The sequence below is a fragment of the Streptococcus parapneumoniae genome (assembly GCF_037076355.1).
Classification (GTDB): Bacteria; Bacillota; Bacilli; order Lactobacillales; family Streptococcaceae; genus Streptococcus; species Streptococcus parapneumoniae.
Genome location: NZ_AP026968.1, coordinates 964,618 through 980,850 on the forward strand (window position 1 = coordinate 964,618; position 16,233 = coordinate 980,850).

Below are 16,233 nucleotides of genomic sequence, written 5' to 3' on the forward strand. Positions count from 1 at the left end.
TTGAGAATAGCTGGTTTCTCTCGTGAGTCTTCTATGTATATCAAAGGAAGACTGAGGTCTTAAGCATAAAACTTTTCTTCTATTATAGTAGCTAAGTCTTGACAGAGTTCAAAAAATGGTTTACACTTTATAAAGTTTATTACTTTGAAAAGGTGTGATACTGTGGCTACGGCAACAAAAAAGAAAAAATCAACAGTTAAAAAAAATCTAGTCATCGTGGAGTCGCCTGCTAAGGCGAAAACGATTGAAAAATATCTAGGCAGAAACTACAAGGTTCTAGCCAGTGTCGGGCATATCCGTGATTTGAAGAAATCCAGTATGTCCGTTGATATTGAAAATAATTATGAACCGCAATATATCAATATCCGAGGAAAAGGTCCTCTTATCAATGACTTGAAAAAAGAAGCTAAAAAAGCTAATAAAGTTTTTCTGGCGAGTGACCCGGACCGTGAAGGAGAAGCGATTTCTTGGCATTTGGCCCATATTCTCAACTTGGATGAAAATGATGCCAACCGTGTGGTCTTCAATGAAATCACCAAGGATGCAGTCAAAAATGCTTTTAAAGAACCGCGCAAGATTGATATGGACTTGGTAGATGCCCAACAGGCTCGTCGTGTCTTGGACCGCTTGGTAGGCTATTCGATTTCGCCTATTTTATGGAAAAAGGTCAAGAAAGGCTTGTCAGCTGGTCGTGTTCAATCTATTGCTCTTAAGTTAATCATTGACCGTGAGAATGAAATCAATGCCTTCCAGCCAGAGGAATACTGGACAATTGATGCTGTCTTTAAAAAGGGAACCAAGCAATTTCAGGCTTCCTTCTATGGAGTAGATGGCAAAAAGCTGAAACTGACTAGTAATGACGAGGTCAAGGAAGTTATGTCTCGTCTGACTAGTAAAGACTTTTCAGTGGATCAGGTAGATAAGAAAGAGCGCAAGCGCAATGCTCCATTACCCTATACTACTTCATCTATGCAGATGGATGCTGCCAATAAAATTAACTTCCGTACTCGAAAGACCATGATGGTTGCCCAACAGCTCTATGAAGGGATCAATATCGGTTCTGGTGTGCAAGGTTTGATTACCTATATGCGTACCGATTCGACTCGTATCAGTCCAGTAGCGCAGAACGAAGCAGCAAGTTTCATTACGGACCGTTTTGGTAGCAAGTATTCTAAGCATGGTAGCAAGGTCAAAAATGCTTCTGGAGCTCAGGATGCCCACGAGGCGATTCGTCCGTCTAGTGTCTTTAATACACCTGAAAGCATCGCTAAGTATCTGGACAAGGATCAGCTCAAGCTTTATACCCTTATCTGGAATCGTTTTGTGGCTAGCCAGATGACAGCTGCTGTCTTTGATACCATGGCTGTTAAATTATCTCAAAATGGGGTCCAATTTGCTGCTAATGGTAGTCAGGTTAAGTTTGATGGTTATCTTGCCATTTATAATGATTCTGACAAGAATAAGATGTTACCGGACATGGTTGTTGGAGATGTGGTCAAGCAGGTTAATAGCAAACCAGAGCAACATTTCACTCAACCGCCTGCTCGCTATTCTGAAGCGACACTGATTAAGACTTTGGAGGAAAATGGAGTTGGACGTCCGTCAACCTACGCACCGACCATTGAAACTATTCAGAAACGTTATTATGTTCGCCTTGTAGCCAAACGTTTTGAACCAACAGAGTTGGGAGAAATTGTTAATAAGCTCATCGTTGAATATTTCCCAGATATCGTAAACGTAACCTTCACAGCTGAAATGGAAGGCAAACTAGATGATGTCGAAGTCGGAAAAGAGCAGTGGCAACGTGTTATAGACGCCTTTTACAAACCATTCTCTAAAGAAGTCGCCAAGGCTGAAGAAGAAATGGAAAAAATCCAGATCAAGGATGAACCAGCTGGATTTGACTGTGAAGTGTGTGGCAGTCCAATGGTCATTAAACTTGGTCGTTTTGGTAAGTTCTACGCTTGTAGCAATTTCCCAGATTGCCGTCATACCCAAGCAATCGTGAAAGAAATCGGTGTTGAGTGTCCAAGTTGTCATCAGGGACAAATTATTGAGCGTAAAACCAAGCGTAACCGCCTCTTCTATGGTTGCAATCGCTATCCAGACTGTGAATTTACTTCTTGGGACAAGCCTGTTGGTCGTGACTGTCCAAAATGTGGCAATTTCCTCATGGAGAAAAAAGTCCGTGGTGGCGGCAAGCAGATTGTTTGTAGCAAGGGTGACTACGAAGAAGAAAAGATTAAATAAGAAGAGAGTCCTGAAAGTGAATTTCAGGCTCTTTTGGTTGGAACTTGACAAAATTCATCATTTTATGCGAAACTAGAAGAAGATTATTTTATACTCAATGAAAATCAAAGAGCAAACTAGGAAACTAGCCGCAGGTTGCTCAAAGTACTGCTTTGAGGTTGCAGATAAGACTGACGAAGTCAGGAACCATACCTACGGTAAGGCGACGTTGACGTTTTTCGAAGAGATTTTCGAAGAGTATTAATTAGGAGTAGTTATGCGTCTTATCTATCTGATAATTGGTTTTTTATCACTGGCTTTGGCTATTATTGGGGTTGTCTTGCCCTTGTTGCCGACAACGCCTTTCCTTTTGTTGTCTATTGCTTGTTTCTCCAGAAGTTCCAAACGTTTCGAAGACTGGCTTTATCATACCAAGCTCTATCAAACATATGTAGCTGATTTTCGGGAAACCAAGTCAATTGCGCGTGAACGTAAGAAAAAAATCATCGTATCCATCTACATCTTGATGGGAATTTCCATTTATTTTGCCCCTCTCTTACCAGTCAAAATCAGTCTGGGTGCTTTGACCATCTTTATCACCTATTATCTCTTTAAGGTTATTCCAGACAAAGAATAAGTAAAATTTGTAACTATTTCCCTTGATAAAATTGAAAGCATATTCACAATAATATGATATAATAAATTTAAAGTAATCTTCAAGGAGAATCAAATGGTTTACGAATTTTGTGCTGAAAATGTGACCTTGCTTGAAAAAGCTATGGAGGCTGGAGCTCGTCGAATCGAACTCTGTGATAATCTAGCAGTTGGTGGGACAACACCAAGCTATGGAGTAACTAAGGCAGCAGTTGAACTGGCAGCTAACTATGATACGACCATCATGACCATGATTCGCCCACGTGGTGGCGACTTTGTCTATAATGATATGGAAATTGCTATTATGCTAGAAGACATTCGCTTGACTGCTCAGGCTGGAAGTCAAGGGGTTGTATTTGGTACCTTAACTGCTGATAAGAAGTTGGATAAGCCTAATCTTGAAAAGTTAATTGCTGCATCAAAAGGAATGGAAATTGTCTTCCACATGGCCTTTGATGAATTGAGTGATGAAGAGCAGTTGGAGGCTATTGACTGGCTCAGCCAAGCCGGTGTCACTCGTATCCTAACTCGTGCTGGTGTGTCTGGTGACTCCTTAGAAAAACGCTTTGCTCACTATCACAGAATTTTAGAGCACGCTAAAGGTAAAATTGAAATTCTACCTGGTGGAGGGATTGACCTTGACAACCGTCAAACCTTTATCGATCAGCTAGGCGTGACTCAATTGCATGGAACTAAGGTTGTCTTTTAAAAAATAGAAAGGAACTGCTAGCTTTGGGTAGCAGTTTTCACTTATGTTTGAAATTTTTAAATCCTATCAGTTTAATAAAGAAAAAGCTCATGCCTATGGTCTTGTAGAAAATGGGGAAGTCTGGAATTATAGCTCCAAGATTTTGCAGGGTGACTTTGTCATGACAGTCTCCATCACTACTGATAATGTGAGTTTTCAGGTCTTTGATCAGGAAACGGGCGACCTCTATCCTCAAGTTCATATGGAAAGTATGACAGGAAGTTTTGTTGCAAGTGTCCGTGAGGCTTGTCTGGAGATTCTCTACCAGATTCGGAAGGTTTGTTTTGATGTGCAAGATTTTATCTGTCCTCAGACTAAGCGTATCATGGCTCAGATTCAGGAAAAATATGGTAATCAGTTGGAATATCTGTGGGAGAAATCACCTGATACGGCAGTCTTAAGACATGAAGGCAATAAAAAGTGGTATGCTGTTTTGATGAAAATCTCTTGGGATAAGCTGGAAAAGGGCAGAGAAGGACAAGTGGAAGCAGTCAATCTCAAACACGACCAAGTAGCGGACTTGCTTTCACAAAAGGGCATTTATCCAGCTTTTCATATGAACAAACGCTACTGGATTAGTGTGGCGCTTGATGATACTTTATCAGATGAAGAAGTACTGGAATTGATAGAAAGAAGCTGGAATTTAACTTCTAAAAAATGAAATATTTCAAGGATTTTCAATAACTTTCAATTAGCTAAATATTCTCTACTGAAGAAATTTTCAGAAAATATTGGATTTTTTCTTGACAAGTGCTTTTGCCTATGCTAAAATACTAAACAAGATATCAAACGAAGGAGAAAGTCAAACATGAAAACAGCTAAGTTTAATCAATTTGCTTTGTTGTTGAGGTACTCGGGCTAGTGCAAAAAGCATTAGTCCTGTTTGGCTTACCAAGCGGGAGTAAATCAACATCTCGCTTGGGTTTCTGAGCGAGATGTTTTTTTAAAATCACATTTGGAAAAGGGGAAATCTTATGCGAACAGTTGAATTTCTAGATACCAGCCTTCGGGATGGAGAGCAGACACCCGGTGTTAACTTTTCAATCAAAGAAAAAATTGCCATAGCAAGGCAGCTGGAGAAATGGAGTATTTCAGCAATCGAAGCTGGTTTTCCAGCGGCTAGCCCAGACTCATTTACGGCAGTGCAGGAGATTGCCAAGGTCTTGAAAAAAACAGCGGTGACTGGTTTGGCACGCTCTGTCAAGTCTGATATTGATGCTTGTTATGAGGCCCTCAAGGACGCCAAGTATCCACAGGTTCACGTCTTTATCGCTACCAGTCCGATTCACCGCAAGTATAAGCTCAATAAGAGCAAGGAAGAGATTCTGGAAGCTATTAAGGAGCATGTTTCTTATGCCCGTTCTAAGTTTGAAGTGGTCGAATTCTCTCCTGAGGATGCGACTAGAACAGAGTTGGATTTCCTCTTACAAGTTGTTCAAACAGCGGTTGATGCAGGGGCGTCTTATATCAATATTCCTGATACGGTAGGATTTACCACACCAGAGGAATATGGAGCCATCTTCAAACACTTGATTGAGAATGTCAAGACAGATCGTCAGATTATCTATTCACCACACTGTCATGATGACCTTGGAATGGCAGTAGCTAATAGCCTTGCTGCCGTCAAGAATGGGGCAGGACGTGTTGAAGGAACTATCAACGGTATTGGGGAGAGAGCTGGAAATGCTGCCTTGGAAGAAATTGCAGTAGCCCTCAATATTCGCCAAGATTACTACCAAGCAGAAACCAGTATTGTCCTAAATGAGACAATCAATACGTCAGAAATGGTTTCTCGCTTCTCAGGAATTCCAGTTCCTAAAAACAAGGCTGTGGTTGGTGGTAATGCCTTTTCTCATGAATCTGGTATTCACCAAGATGGAGTTCTTAAAAATCCTCTCACTTATGAAATCATCACTCCTGAATTGGTCGGTGTCAAGAGTAACAGTCTTCCGCTTGGAAAATTGTCAGGTCGCCATGCCTTTATTGAGAAACTAAGAGAATTGGCCCTAGATTTTACAGAAGAGGACATCAAACCACTCTTTGCTAAGTTCAAGGCACTGGCAGACAAGAAGCAAGAAATCACAGATGCAGATATTCGAGCGCTGGTCGCTGGAACTATGATTGAAAACCCAGAAGGCTTCCATTTTGATGATTTACAACTGCAAACCCATGCAGATAATGACATTGAAGCGCTTGTTAGCCTGGCTAATATGGATGGTGAGAAAGTCGAATTTAATGCGACAGGACAAGGTTCTGTTGAGGCTATCTTCAACGCTATTGACAAATTCTTCAATCAATCCGTTCGCTTGGTGTCCTACACTATCGATGCGGTGACGGATGGAATCGATGCTCAAGCTCGGGTCTTGGTCACTGTTGAAAACAGAGATACAGAAACCATCTTTAACGCAGCAGGTCTTGATTTCGATGTGTTGAAGGCTTCGGCTATTGCCTACATCAATGCCAATACCTTTGTTCAAAAAGAGAATGCTGGTGAGATGGGACGTAGCGTTTCCTATCGCGATATGCCTAGTGTGTAAAGGAGAATACTATGACAAAGAAAATAGTAGCTCTAGCAGGGGATGGAATTGGCCCAGAAATCATGGAGGCTGGTTTAGAGGTTCTGGAAGCCCTAGCTGAAAAAACAGATTTTGACTATGATATTGACAGACGCCCCTTCGGAGGTGCAGGTATTGATGCAGCGGGCCATCCCTTACCTGATGAAACTCTCAAGGCATGTAGAGAAGCAGATGCTATCCTACTAGCAGCTATCGGTAGTCCTCAGTATGATAGTGCAACGGTTCGACCTGAACAAGGCTTGCTGGCTCTCCGTAAGGAACTCAATCTTTACGCCAATATTCGCCCTGTAAAAATCTTTGACAGTCTCAAGCATTTGTCACCACTCAAACCGGAACGAATTGCTGGTGTAGACTTTGTCGTGGTACGGGAGTTGACAGGTGGAATTTATTTTGGGGATCATATCCTTGAAGAAAGAAAAGCGCGTGATATCAACGACTATAGTTATGAGGAAGTGGAGCGGATTATTCGTAAGGCCTTTGAAATTGCAAGAAATCGCAGAAAAATCCTTACCAGCATCGATAAGCAAAATGTGTTAGCGACCTCAAAACTCTGGCGGAAAGTAGCTGAGAAGGTCGCACAGGATTTTCCAGATGTGACCTTGGAACACCAATTGGTCGACTCAGCTGCTATGCTTATGATTACCAATCCTGCCAAGTTTGATGTTATCGTGACAGAGAATCTTTTCGGAGATATTCTCTCTGATGAATCAAGCGTTCTATCTGGCACGCTTGGCGTCATGCCATCAGCTAGTCATTCTGAAAAGGGTCCAAGCCTCTATGAGCCCATTCACGGTTCAGCACCTGATATTGCAGGTCAAGGAATTGCTAATCCTATTTCCATGATTTTATCAGTTGCCATGATGTTGAGAGACAGTTTTGGACGTTATGAGGATGCGGAACGTATCGAGCGTGCTGTTGAGGCAAGTTTAGCGGCTGGCATTTTAACGAGAGATATAGGTGGACAGGCTTCGACCAATGAAATGACGGAAGCTATTATTGCAAGGTTATGAAGTTAGACGAAAAAATTACTCTAGTCCTTTTGATTTGGAATGTCATGGTTTTCTTGATTTATGGTATTGACAAATCCAAGGCAAGGAGAAGAGCTTGGCGCATCCCAGAGAAAATCTTACTCATTTTAGCCTTTACTTGTGGTGGTTTTGGAGCTTGGTTAGCAGGAATTACTTTTCATCACAAGACTAGAAAATGGTACTTTAAGACAGTTTGGTTTCTCGGGATGGTGACCACACTAGTAGCCTTATATTTTATTTGGAGGTAATGGATGGCAGGAAAATCGATTTTTGATAAATTATGGGACCGACATGTCATCACGGGAGAAGAGGGGCAGCCTCAACTCATGTATGTGGACCAGCACTATATTCATGAAGTGACCAGTCCTCAGGCTTTTCAAGGACTGCGAGATACAGGGCGCAGATTGAGACGACCAGACTTGACATTTGGAACCTTTGACCACAATGTCCCAACGGTTAATATCTACGATATTCGAGATGTCATTTCGAAAGCGCAAATTGATAAGTTAGCTGAGAATGTTGAGGAATTTGGGATTGAACATGCGGCCCACGGTTCTGAAAAACAGGGAATCGTGCACATGGTAGGTCCAGAAACAGGACGGACGCAACCAGGAAAATTCATTGTTTGTGGGGACAGCCATACGGCAACCCACGGAGCTTTCGGAGCTATCGCCTTTGGAATTGGGACCAGCGAGGTCGAGCATGTCTTTGCTACCCAGACCCTCTGGCAGGTCAAACCTAAGAAAATGCTGGTGGAATTTACAGGTGTTCCTCAAAAAGGAGTTTATTCTAAGGATTATATTCTCGCCTTGATTGCCAAGTACGGTGTTGCCTGTGGTGTTGGCTATGTGGTGGAATATCGTGGGCAAGCGATTGATGCACTGAGCATGGAAGAGCGAATGACCATCTGCAATATGTCCATCGAGTTTGGCTCTAAGATGGGAATCATGAATCCAGATCAAACCACCTATGACTATCTCAAGGGACGCGAGTGTGTTCCCGAAGATTTCGAGGAGGCTGTGGCTGATTGGAAAACAATTGTCAGCGATGATGATGCTGTTTACGATAAGGTTATCCAGATGGATGTCTCAGACTTAGCTCCTATGGTAACCTGGGGAACCAATCCTGCTATGGGAGTTGACTTTGACAGCAGTTTCCCAGAAATTAAGGATATGAATGATGAGCGAGCCTACAATTACATGGACTTGGAGCCTGGTCAAAAGCCAGCTGATATTGAACTAGGCTATATCTTTATCGGTTCTTGTACCAATGCTCGTCTCAGTGACTTGCAACTGGCTGCGCGATTTGTCAAAGGAAAGAAAATAGCCCCCAACTTAACGGCTATCGTAGTCCCAGGTTCTCGTCCTGTCAAACGAGCTGCTGAGAAGTTGGGCTTGGACAAGGTATTTCTAGATGCTGGCTTTGAGTGGAGAGACCCTGGTTGCTCCATGTGTCTGGGGATGAATCCTGACAAGGTTCCAGATGGCGTTCACTGTGCCTCAACCAGCAACCGCAACTTTGAAGACAGACAGGGATTTGGTGCTAAGACTCACCTCTGCAGTCCAGCCATGGCAGCTGCAGCAGCTATCGCAGGGCGCTTTGTAGATGTTCGGAAAATGCCAGAAGCCCAGTAAGGAGAGGATATGGAGAAATTTACAGTTTATACGGGAACGACCGTTCCTCTCATGAATGATAACATCGACACCGACCAAATCCTTCCCAAGCAGTTTCTCAAGTTAATTGATAAAAAAGGCTTTGGTAAGTACCTCATGTATGCTTGGCGTTATTTGGATGACAAGTATACTGAGGACCCAGACTTTGTCTTTAACCGACCTGAATATCGTAAAGCTAGTATTCTCATTTCAGGGGATAACTTTGGGGCAGGGTCTTCGAGGGAACACGCAGCTTGGGCTCTAGCGGACTATGGTTTCAAGGTCGTAATTGCAGGATCTTTTGGTGATATTCATTACAATAATGAACTCAATAATGGCATGTTGCCTATTGTACAGCCCAGAGAGGTTAGAGAGAAACTAGCACAGCTAAAACCAAGTGACCAGATAACTGTGGACTTGGAACAACAAAAAATCATCTCACCAATTGGAGAATTCACTTTTGAAATCGATAGTGAGTGGAAACACAAACTCTTAAATGGTTTGGATGATATCGGTATTACCTTGCAGTATGAAGATTTGATTGCTGCTTATGAAAAACAACGACCAGCCTACTGGCAGGATTAGAAGAAAAATAGAAAAGGAAATAGAACTATGACAAAACACATTCAATGGAACGGAACACTTTCACAAGAAGGCTATGACATTTTAAAAGGTGAGGGCGGATGTATCGTTTGCCCTACAAAAGTTGGTTACATTATTATGACTAGTGACAAGGCAGGTCTTGAACGCAAGTTCGCAGCCAAAGAGCGTAATCGTAACAAACCAGGTGTTGTTCTCTGCGGTAGCATGGATGAGCTTCGTGCTTTAGCACAACTCAATCCAGAAATTGAAGCCTTCTACCAAAAACATTGGGATGAAGATATTCTTCTTGGTTGTATCCTTCCTTGGAAACCAGAAGCCTTTGAGAAATTGAAAGCTTATGGGGATGGCCGTGAAGAACTGATGACTGACGTTCGTGGTACTAGCTGTTTCGTTATCAAGTTTGGGAAAGCTGGTGAACAATTGGCTGCCAAACTTTGGGAAGAAGGCAAGATGGTCTATGCCTCATCTGCAAACCCATCTGGAAAAGGAAACCGTGGTAAGGTAGAAGGTATCGGAGAACGCATCGAAGGAGCAGTGGACCTTGTCATTGAAGCAGATGACTATGTGGCATCTATCCAACCTGACAAAACGATTGAAACACGCTACGAGCAAGGTGTGATGGTCTCTATGGTCGATAAAGACGGCAAACTCATTCCAGAACAAGGAGGAGCTCGCTCAACTTCACCAGCTCCAGTTGTAATCCGCAAAGGGCTTGACATTGATAAAATCATGATGCACCTGTCAGATACCTTTAACTCATGGGACTACCGTCAGGGTGAGTATTATTAGAATGTAGGAAGTGGGGAGAAAATAATCTCTCCTTTCTTTTGTTATTTACACAATAAAACCCGAACGATATGTTTTTATTTATAAAAATATTTGACAAAAACTGTACTTTGGTTTATAATTAATTAAGGAAACGTCGGAAAAGGCGTAGTGATGCGAGAGCATAGGTAGGTCATTACAAAAGAAACGAGACATCGATATGTTAAATGAATTTCCAATTTTTGATTACGAAGATATTCAATTGATCCCAAATAAATGTGTGATTAAAAGCCGAGCAGAAGCGGATACAAGTGTCACTTTAGGAAATCACACCTTTAAACTACCTGTTGTGCCAGCTAATATGCAGACGATTTTGGATGAAAGTGTAGCAGAGCAACTGGCTAAAGGTGGTTACTTCTACATTATGCACCGTTTTGATGAGGCAGGACGCATTCCTTTTATCAAACGTATGCACGATCAAGGGCTCATTGCTTCTATCTCTGTTGGTGTTAAGGATTATGAGTATGATTTTGTTAGCCAGCTCAAGGCTGATGCTCCTGAGTACATCACGATTGATATTGCCCATGGTCATGCGGATAGCGTAATTTCTATGATTCAACACATCAAGAAAGAATTGCCAGATACCTTTGTCATTGCTGGAAATGTGGGAACACCAGAAGCTGTGCGTGAATTGGAAAATGCTGGTGCAGATGCGACTAAGGTCGGAATTGGTCCTGGTAAGGTTTGTATCACCAAGGTCAAGACTGGTTTTGGTACAGGTGGTTGGCAGTTGGCTGCTCTACGCTGGTGTGCCAAGGCTGCACGTAAACCAATCATTGCAGATGGAGGAATTCGTACTCATGGCGATATTGCCAAGTCTATCCGTTTCGGTGCCAGCATGGTTATGATTGGTTCCCTCTTTGCAGGACACATCGAAAGTCCAGGGAAAACGATTGAAGTCGATGGTGAACAGTTCAAAGAATACTACGGTTCAGCTTCTCAATACCAAAAAGGTGCTTACAAAAATGTGGAAGGCAAACGCATTTTGCTTCCTGCCAAAGGTCATCTGCAAGATACTTTAACTGAGATGGAACAAGACCTTCAAAGTGCTATTTCTTATGCAGGTGGACGTCAGGTTGCTGACCTTAAACACGTTGATTATGTTATCGTGAAAAACTCCATCTGGAATGGGGATGCTTCCCACTAAGACGGGCTATCCGTCTAGAAAAAAACTTGTTATTAGAGCAAATTTCTGTTATAATAAAACAAGTTTCCACCCTTAGTGTAATGGATATCACGTAAGATTCCGGTTCTTGAGATGGGGGTTCGATTCCCTCAGGGTGGATGTAAACATCCTAAAAAGCCTTTAATAGGGCTTTTTATTTATTCTGCCTCAAATTTGCCCCTAATACTCTTCGAAAATCTCTTCAAACCACGTCAGCGTCGCCTTACCGTAGGTATGTTACTGACTTCGTCAGTTCTATCTGCAACCTCAAAACAGTGTTTTGAGCTGACTTCGTCAGTCTTATCTACAACCTCAAAGCAGTGCTTTGAACAACCTGCGGCTAGCCTCCTAGTTTGCTCTTTGATTTTCATTGAGTATAAAACTGAAAATCATATTTTATAGAATGCCCAAATCTCCTCGAGTCCCGTTTTAAAGTGACTCAGGGGGCTTTTTTTGATATAATAAAAAGGACTGTTATCAGTTAGAAAGAGGTTGGTATGAAAGAATTACAAACTGTACTTAAAAACCATTTTGCAATCGAATTTGCAGACAAAAACTTACTGGAAACTGCCTTTACTCATACGAGTTATGCCAATGAGCATCGCCTCTTAAAAATTTCACACAATGAGCGCTTGGAATTTTTAGGAGACGCTGTTCTACAGTTATTGATTTCAGAATATCTGTATAAAAAATATCCTAAAAAGTCTGAGGGTGATTTGTCCAAACTCCGTGCTATGATTGTTCGCGAGGAGAGTTTGGCTGGTTTTGCGCGTGATTGCCAGTTTGATCAGTTTATCAAGCTGGGTAAGGGGGAAGAAAAGTCTGGTGGACGCAATCGTGACACCATTCTTGGTGATGCCTTCGAAGCCTTTCTTGGTGCTCTCCTTTTGGACAAGGATGTGGCCAAGGTCAAGGAATTTATCTATCAAGTCATGATTCCTAAGGTTGAAGCAGGCGAATTTGAGATGATTACAGACTACAAAACCCATCTCCAAGAGTTACTTCAGGTCAATGGCGATGTGGCTATTCGTTATCAGGTGATTTCTGAAACGGGTCCTGCACACGATAAGGTCTTTGATGTAGAAGTTCTTGTCGAAGGTAAGAGCATTGGTCAAGGTCAAGGTCGTTCTAAGAAACTAGCAGAGCAGGAAGCTGCCAAAAATGCCGTTGAGAAAGGGCTCGATTCATGTATTTAAAGGAAATCGAAATTCAGGGATTCAAGTCTTTTGCTGACAAGACTAAGGTCGTCTTTGACCAAGGTGTGACGGTAGTTGTTGGACCCAATGGCTCTGGGAAGTCGAATATTACAGAAAGTCTGCGTTGGGCCTTGGGGGAGTCAAGTGTTAAGAGTCTCCGTGGGGGCAAGATGCCGGATGTCATCTTTGCCGGAACAGAAAGTCGCAAACCGCTCAATTATGCTTCTGTAGTTGTGACTCTGGATAATAATGACGGATTTATTGAGGATGCAGGCCAAGAAATCAGGGTGGAACGCCATATCTATCGTAGTGGAGATAGCGAATATAAGATTGACGGCAAGAAAGTTCGTCTGCGTGATATTCATGATCTATTCTTGGATACAGGGTTGGGGCGAGATTCCTTCTCCATCATTTCCCAAGGGAAGGTTGAGGAGATTTTTAATTCCAAGCCTGAGGAACGCAGAGCTATTTTTGAAGAAGCTGCTGGAGTTTTAAAATACAAAACTCGCAGAAAAGAAACTGAGAGTAAACTGCAGCAAACTCAGGATAATCTGGATCGTCTAGAAGATATTATCTACGAGTTGGATAATCAAATCAAGCCTCTTGAGAAGCAAGCTGAAAATACCCGTAAGTTTCTAGATTTGGAAGGTAAACGCAAGGCTATTTACTTGGATGTCCTTGTTGCTCAAATCAAGGAAAATAAGGCTGAACTAGACTCGACAGCAGAAGAGTTGGCACAGGTTCAGGAACTCTTAACTAGCTATTACCAAAAGCGTGAAAAATTAGAAGAAGAAAACCAAACTCTTAAAAAGCAACGCCAAGATTTACAAGCTGAAATGACCAAAGATCAGGGCAGTTTGATGGACTTGGCTAGTCTGATTAGTGATTTAGAGAGAAAATTAGCCCTATCTAAACTGGAATCTGAGCAAGTAGCCCTGAATCAACAGGAAGCACAAGCTCGTTTGGCTGCTTTGGAGGATAAGAGAAATTTACTAAGTCAAGAAAAATCTGATAAAGAAAGCTCTTTAACTCTGTTAGAGGAAAATCTAGTCAAAAATAATCAAAAACTCAATCGTTTAGAAGCTGAATTGCTAGCTTTTTCAGATGATCCTGATCAGATGATTGAGCTTTTGCGTGAACGCTTTGTGGCGCTTTTACAAGAAGAAGCTGATGTCTCAAACCAGCTGACCCGTATCGAAAACGAGTTGGAAAATAGTCGTCAGCTTTCTCAAAAACAAGCAGATCAACTAGAAAAGCTGAAAGAACAGCTGACTACAGCTAAAGAGAAGGCTAGTCAGCAAAAAGAAGAGCTTGAAACTGCCAAGGAGCAGGTTCAAAAATTATTGGCCGATTATCAAGCTATTGCCAAGGAGCAAGAGGAGCAGAAAGCTTCCTATCAAGCTCAACAAAGTCAACTATTTGACCGTCTGGATAATCTCAAAAACAAGCAGGCCAGAGCTCAGAGTTTGGAAAATATTCTGAGAAATCATAGTAACTTTTATGCAGGTGTTAAGAGTGTTCTCCAAGAAAAAGATCGCCTTGGTGGGATTATTGGTGCAGTCAGTGAGCACCTGACTTTTGATGTGCATTATCAAACTGCCCTAGAGATTGCGCTTGGAGCCAGCAGCCAGCATATCATCGTAGAAGATGAAGAGTCGGCAACCAAAGCCATTGATTTCCTTAAACGAAACAGAGCCGGTCGTGCAACCTTCCTTCCATTGACAACGATCAAGGCGCGTACGATTTCTAGCCAGAATCAAGATGCTATCGCTGCAAGCCCAGGTTTTCTTGGGATGGCAGATGAGTTGGTGTCGTTTGATAAGAGACTAGAAGCCATTTTCAAAAACTTGCTAGCCACGACAGCGATTTTTGATACCGTAGAACATGCGCGTGCAGCAGCGCGCCAGGTTCGTTATCAGGTTCGTATGGTGACATTGGATGGTACAGAGTTGCGCACAGGTGGTTCTTATGCAGGTGGTGCCAATCGCCAGAATAATAGTATCTTCATCAAGCCAGAACTGGAGCAATTACAAAAAGAAATTGCTGAAGAAGAAGCAAGCTTGCGTAAAGATGAAGAGAGTTTGAAGACCTTGCAAGAGGAGGTGGCTAGACTGACAGAAAGATTAGAAGCCATCAAATCTCAGGGTGAGCAGGCTCGTATTCAGGAGCAGGGCTTATCCCTCGCTTATCAGCAGACCAGTCAGCTAGTTGAGGAACTAGAAACTCTTTGGAAACTCCAAGAAGAGGAATTAAATCGTCTTTCTGACGGAGATTGGCAAGCAGATAAGGAAAAATGCCAAGAGCGTCTTACTACTATCGCCAGTGACAAGCAAAATCTGGAAGCTGAGATTGAAGAGATCAAGTCTAACAAAAATGCCATCCAAGAACGTTATCAGAACTTGCAGGAAGAGCTAGCGCAAGCTCGCTTGCTTAAGACAGAACTGCAAGGGCAAAAACGTTATGAAGTTGCTGATATTGAACGTTTAGGCAAGGAATTGGACAATTTAGATATCGAGCAAGAGGAAATTCAGCGCCTTCTTCAAGAAAAGGTTGACAATCTTGAGAAAGTTGATACGGATTTACTCAGTCAGCAGGCCGAAGAAGCTAAAACTCAGAAAACAAACCTCCAACAAGGTTTAATTCGCAAGCAGTTTGAGTTGGATGATATTGAAGGTCAACTGGATGATATTGCTAGTCATTTGGATCAGGCTCGCCAGCAGAATGAAGAGTGGATTCGCAAGCAAACACGTGCTGAAGCTAAGAAAGAAAAGGTCAGCGAGCGCTTACGCCATTTACAAAGTCAATTAACAGACCAGTATCAGATTAGCTATACTGAAGCACTAGAAAAGGCACATGAATTGAAAAACCTCAATCTGGCAGAGCAAGAGGTGCAGGAATTAGAGAAGGCTATTCGCTCACTGGGTCCTGTCAATTTGGATGCTATTGACCAGTACGAAGAAGTCCACAACCGTTTGGATTTCCTAAATAGCCAGCGAGATGATATTTTGTCAGCGAAAAATCTGCTTCTTGAAACCATCACAGAGATGAATGATGAGGTAAAGGAACGCTTTAAATCAACGTTTGAAGCTATTCGTGAGTCCTTTAAAGTGACCTTCAAACAGATGTTTGGCGGAGGTCAAGCGGACCTCATTTTGACTGAAGGAGACCTGCTGACAGCTGGGGTTGAGATTTCTGTTCAACCTCCAGGTAAGAAAATCCAGTCTCTTAACCTCATGAGTGGTGGTGAAAAAGCCTTATCAGCTCTTGCTTTGCTTTTCTCCATTATTCGTGTCAAGACCATTCCTTTTGTCATCTTGGATGAGGTAGAAGCTGCGCTGGACGAAGCTAATGTTAAGCGTTTTGGGGATTACCTCAACCGCTTTGACAAGGACAGCCAGTTCATCGTCGTAACCCACCGTAAGGGAACCATGGCAGCGGCTGATTCTATCTATGGAGTGACCATGCAAGAGTCAGGTGTCTCAAAAATTGTTTCGGTTAAGTTAAAAGATTTAGAAAGTATTGAAGGATGACAATTAAACTAGTAGCAACAGAAATCG

13 protein-coding genes and 1 tRNA gene are annotated in these 16,233 nt (G+C 42.3%); all 14 read left to right on the forward strand.

Annotated features, from left to right (window positions below; translation table 11 throughout):
* Positions 1 to 162: 162 nt before the first annotated feature.
* Entirely contained in the window at positions 163 to 2,250 is a 2,088-nt protein-coding gene (gene topA / locus SP4011_RS04970; RefSeq protein WP_173212517.1) for a type I DNA topoisomerase, read from the forward strand.
* Between the two features lie 256 nt (positions 2,251 to 2,506).
* On the forward strand, positions 2,507 to 2,866 hold the full coding sequence (locus SP4011_RS04975) for a YbaN family protein (protein WP_001237210.1): 360 nt from the start codon (positions 2,507 to 2,509) through the stop codon (positions 2,864 to 2,866).
* 93 nt (positions 2,867 to 2,959) lie between these two features.
* Entirely contained in the window at positions 2,960 to 3,592 is a 633-nt protein-coding gene (locus SP4011_RS04980; RefSeq protein ID WP_173212518.1) for a copper homeostasis protein CutC, read from the forward strand.
* A gap of 43 nt (positions 3,593 to 3,635) precedes the next feature.
* Positions 3,636 to 4,292 carry an MmcQ/YjbR family DNA-binding protein gene (locus SP4011_RS04985; RefSeq protein ID WP_338620154.1) on the forward strand — a complete coding sequence of 219 codons (657 nt, stop codon included), beginning with the start codon at positions 3,636 to 3,638 and terminating at the stop codon, positions 4,290 to 4,292.
* 313 nt (positions 4,293 to 4,605) lie between these two features.
* Positions 4,606 to 6,168 (forward strand): 2-isopropylmalate synthase, encoded by a 1,563-nt coding sequence (locus tag SP4011_RS04990; protein ID WP_338620156.1) that lies wholly within the window; start codon positions 4,606 to 4,608, stop codon positions 6,166 to 6,168.
* A gap of 11 nt (positions 6,169 to 6,179) precedes the next feature.
* Positions 6,180 to 7,217: a 3-isopropylmalate dehydrogenase gene (gene leuB, locus SP4011_RS04995; RefSeq protein WP_338620158.1), complete on the forward strand. Its 1,038-nt coding sequence runs from the start codon at positions 6,180 to 6,182 to the stop codon at positions 7,215 to 7,217.
* Positions 7,214 to 7,483 carry a DUF1294 domain-containing protein gene (locus SP4011_RS05000; protein ID WP_049539794.1) on the forward strand — a complete coding sequence of 90 codons (270 nt, stop codon included), beginning with the start codon at positions 7,214 to 7,216 and terminating at the stop codon, positions 7,481 to 7,483. The genes leuB and SP4011_RS05000 overlap by 4 nt, the downstream gene beginning before the upstream one ends.
* Before the next feature lie 3 nt (positions 7,484 to 7,486).
* Complete coding sequence (leuC, locus tag SP4011_RS05005; RefSeq protein ID WP_338620159.1) at positions 7,487 to 8,869, forward strand: 3-isopropylmalate dehydratase large subunit; 1,383 nt, start codon at positions 7,487 to 7,489, stop codon at positions 8,867 to 8,869.
* 9 nt (positions 8,870 to 8,878) lie between these two features.
* The gene (gene leuD / locus SP4011_RS05010) at positions 8,879 to 9,472 is read left to right on the forward strand and encodes a 3-isopropylmalate dehydratase small subunit (protein WP_000410620.1); all 594 of its coding nucleotides are present in this window, start codon (positions 8,879 to 8,881) and stop codon (positions 9,470 to 9,472) included.
* Positions 9,473 to 9,499: 27 nt separating this feature from the next.
* Positions 9,500 to 10,279: an L-threonylcarbamoyladenylate synthase gene (locus SP4011_RS05015; protein ID WP_000160498.1), complete on the forward strand. Its 780-nt coding sequence runs from the start codon at positions 9,500 to 9,502 to the stop codon at positions 10,277 to 10,279.
* Between the two features lie 196 nt (positions 10,280 to 10,475).
* Positions 10,476 to 11,462, forward strand: a complete 987-nt coding sequence (locus tag SP4011_RS05020) for a GMP reductase (RefSeq protein ID WP_173278661.1) — start codon at positions 10,476 to 10,478, stop codon at positions 11,460 to 11,462.
* Between the two features lie 66 nt (positions 11,463 to 11,528).
* Positions 11,529 to 11,600: transfer RNA gene (locus tag SP4011_RS05025), tRNA-Arg, on the forward strand.
* A gap of 377 nt (positions 11,601 to 11,977) precedes the next feature.
* The gene (gene rnc / locus SP4011_RS05030; protein WP_338620161.1) at positions 11,978 to 12,676 is read left to right on the forward strand and encodes a ribonuclease III; all 699 of its coding nucleotides are present in this window, start codon (positions 11,978 to 11,980) and stop codon (positions 12,674 to 12,676) included.
* The gene (gene smc, locus SP4011_RS05035) at positions 12,667 to 16,206 is read left to right on the forward strand and encodes a chromosome segregation protein SMC (protein WP_338620163.1); all 3,540 of its coding nucleotides are present in this window, start codon (positions 12,667 to 12,669) and stop codon (positions 16,204 to 16,206) included. The genes rnc and smc overlap by 10 nt, the downstream gene beginning before the upstream one ends.
* Positions 16,207 to 16,233 lie beyond the last annotated feature (27 nt).

Coding starts and splice junctions, on each gene's coding strand:
- leuB (WP_338620158.1), top strand. CDS start 6,180: ATGACAAAGAAAATAGTAGCTCTAGCAGGGGATGGAATTGGCCCAGAA.
- leuC (WP_338620159.1), top strand. CDS start 7,487: ATGGCAGGAAAATCGATTTTTGATAAATTATGGGACCGACATGTCATC.
- SP4011_RS04990 (WP_338620156.1), top strand. CDS start 4,606: ATGCGAACAGTTGAATTTCTAGATACCAGCCTTCGGGATGGAGAGCAG.
- leuD (WP_000410620.1), top strand. CDS start 8,879: ATGGAGAAATTTACAGTTTATACGGGAACGACCGTTCCTCTCATGAAT.
- SP4011_RS04980 (WP_173212518.1), top strand. CDS start 2,960: ATGGTTTACGAATTTTGTGCTGAAAATGTGACCTTGCTTGAAAAAGCT.
- SP4011_RS05015 (WP_000160498.1), top strand. CDS start 9,500: ATGACAAAACACATTCAATGGAACGGAACACTTTCACAAGAAGGCTAT.
- SP4011_RS05020 (WP_173278661.1), top strand. CDS start 10,476: ATGTTAAATGAATTTCCAATTTTTGATTACGAAGATATTCAATTGATC.
- SP4011_RS04985 (WP_338620154.1), top strand. CDS start 3,636: ATGTTTGAAATTTTTAAATCCTATCAGTTTAATAAAGAAAAAGCTCAT.
- rnc (WP_338620161.1), top strand. CDS start 11,978: ATGAAAGAATTACAAACTGTACTTAAAAACCATTTTGCAATCGAATTT.
- SP4011_RS05000 (WP_049539794.1), top strand. CDS start 7,214: ATGAAGTTAGACGAAAAAATTACTCTAGTCCTTTTGATTTGGAATGTC.
- SP4011_RS04975 (WP_001237210.1), top strand. CDS start 2,507: ATGCGTCTTATCTATCTGATAATTGGTTTTTTATCACTGGCTTTGGCT.
- smc (WP_338620163.1), top strand. CDS start 12,667: ATGTATTTAAAGGAAATCGAAATTCAGGGATTCAAGTCTTTTGCTGAC.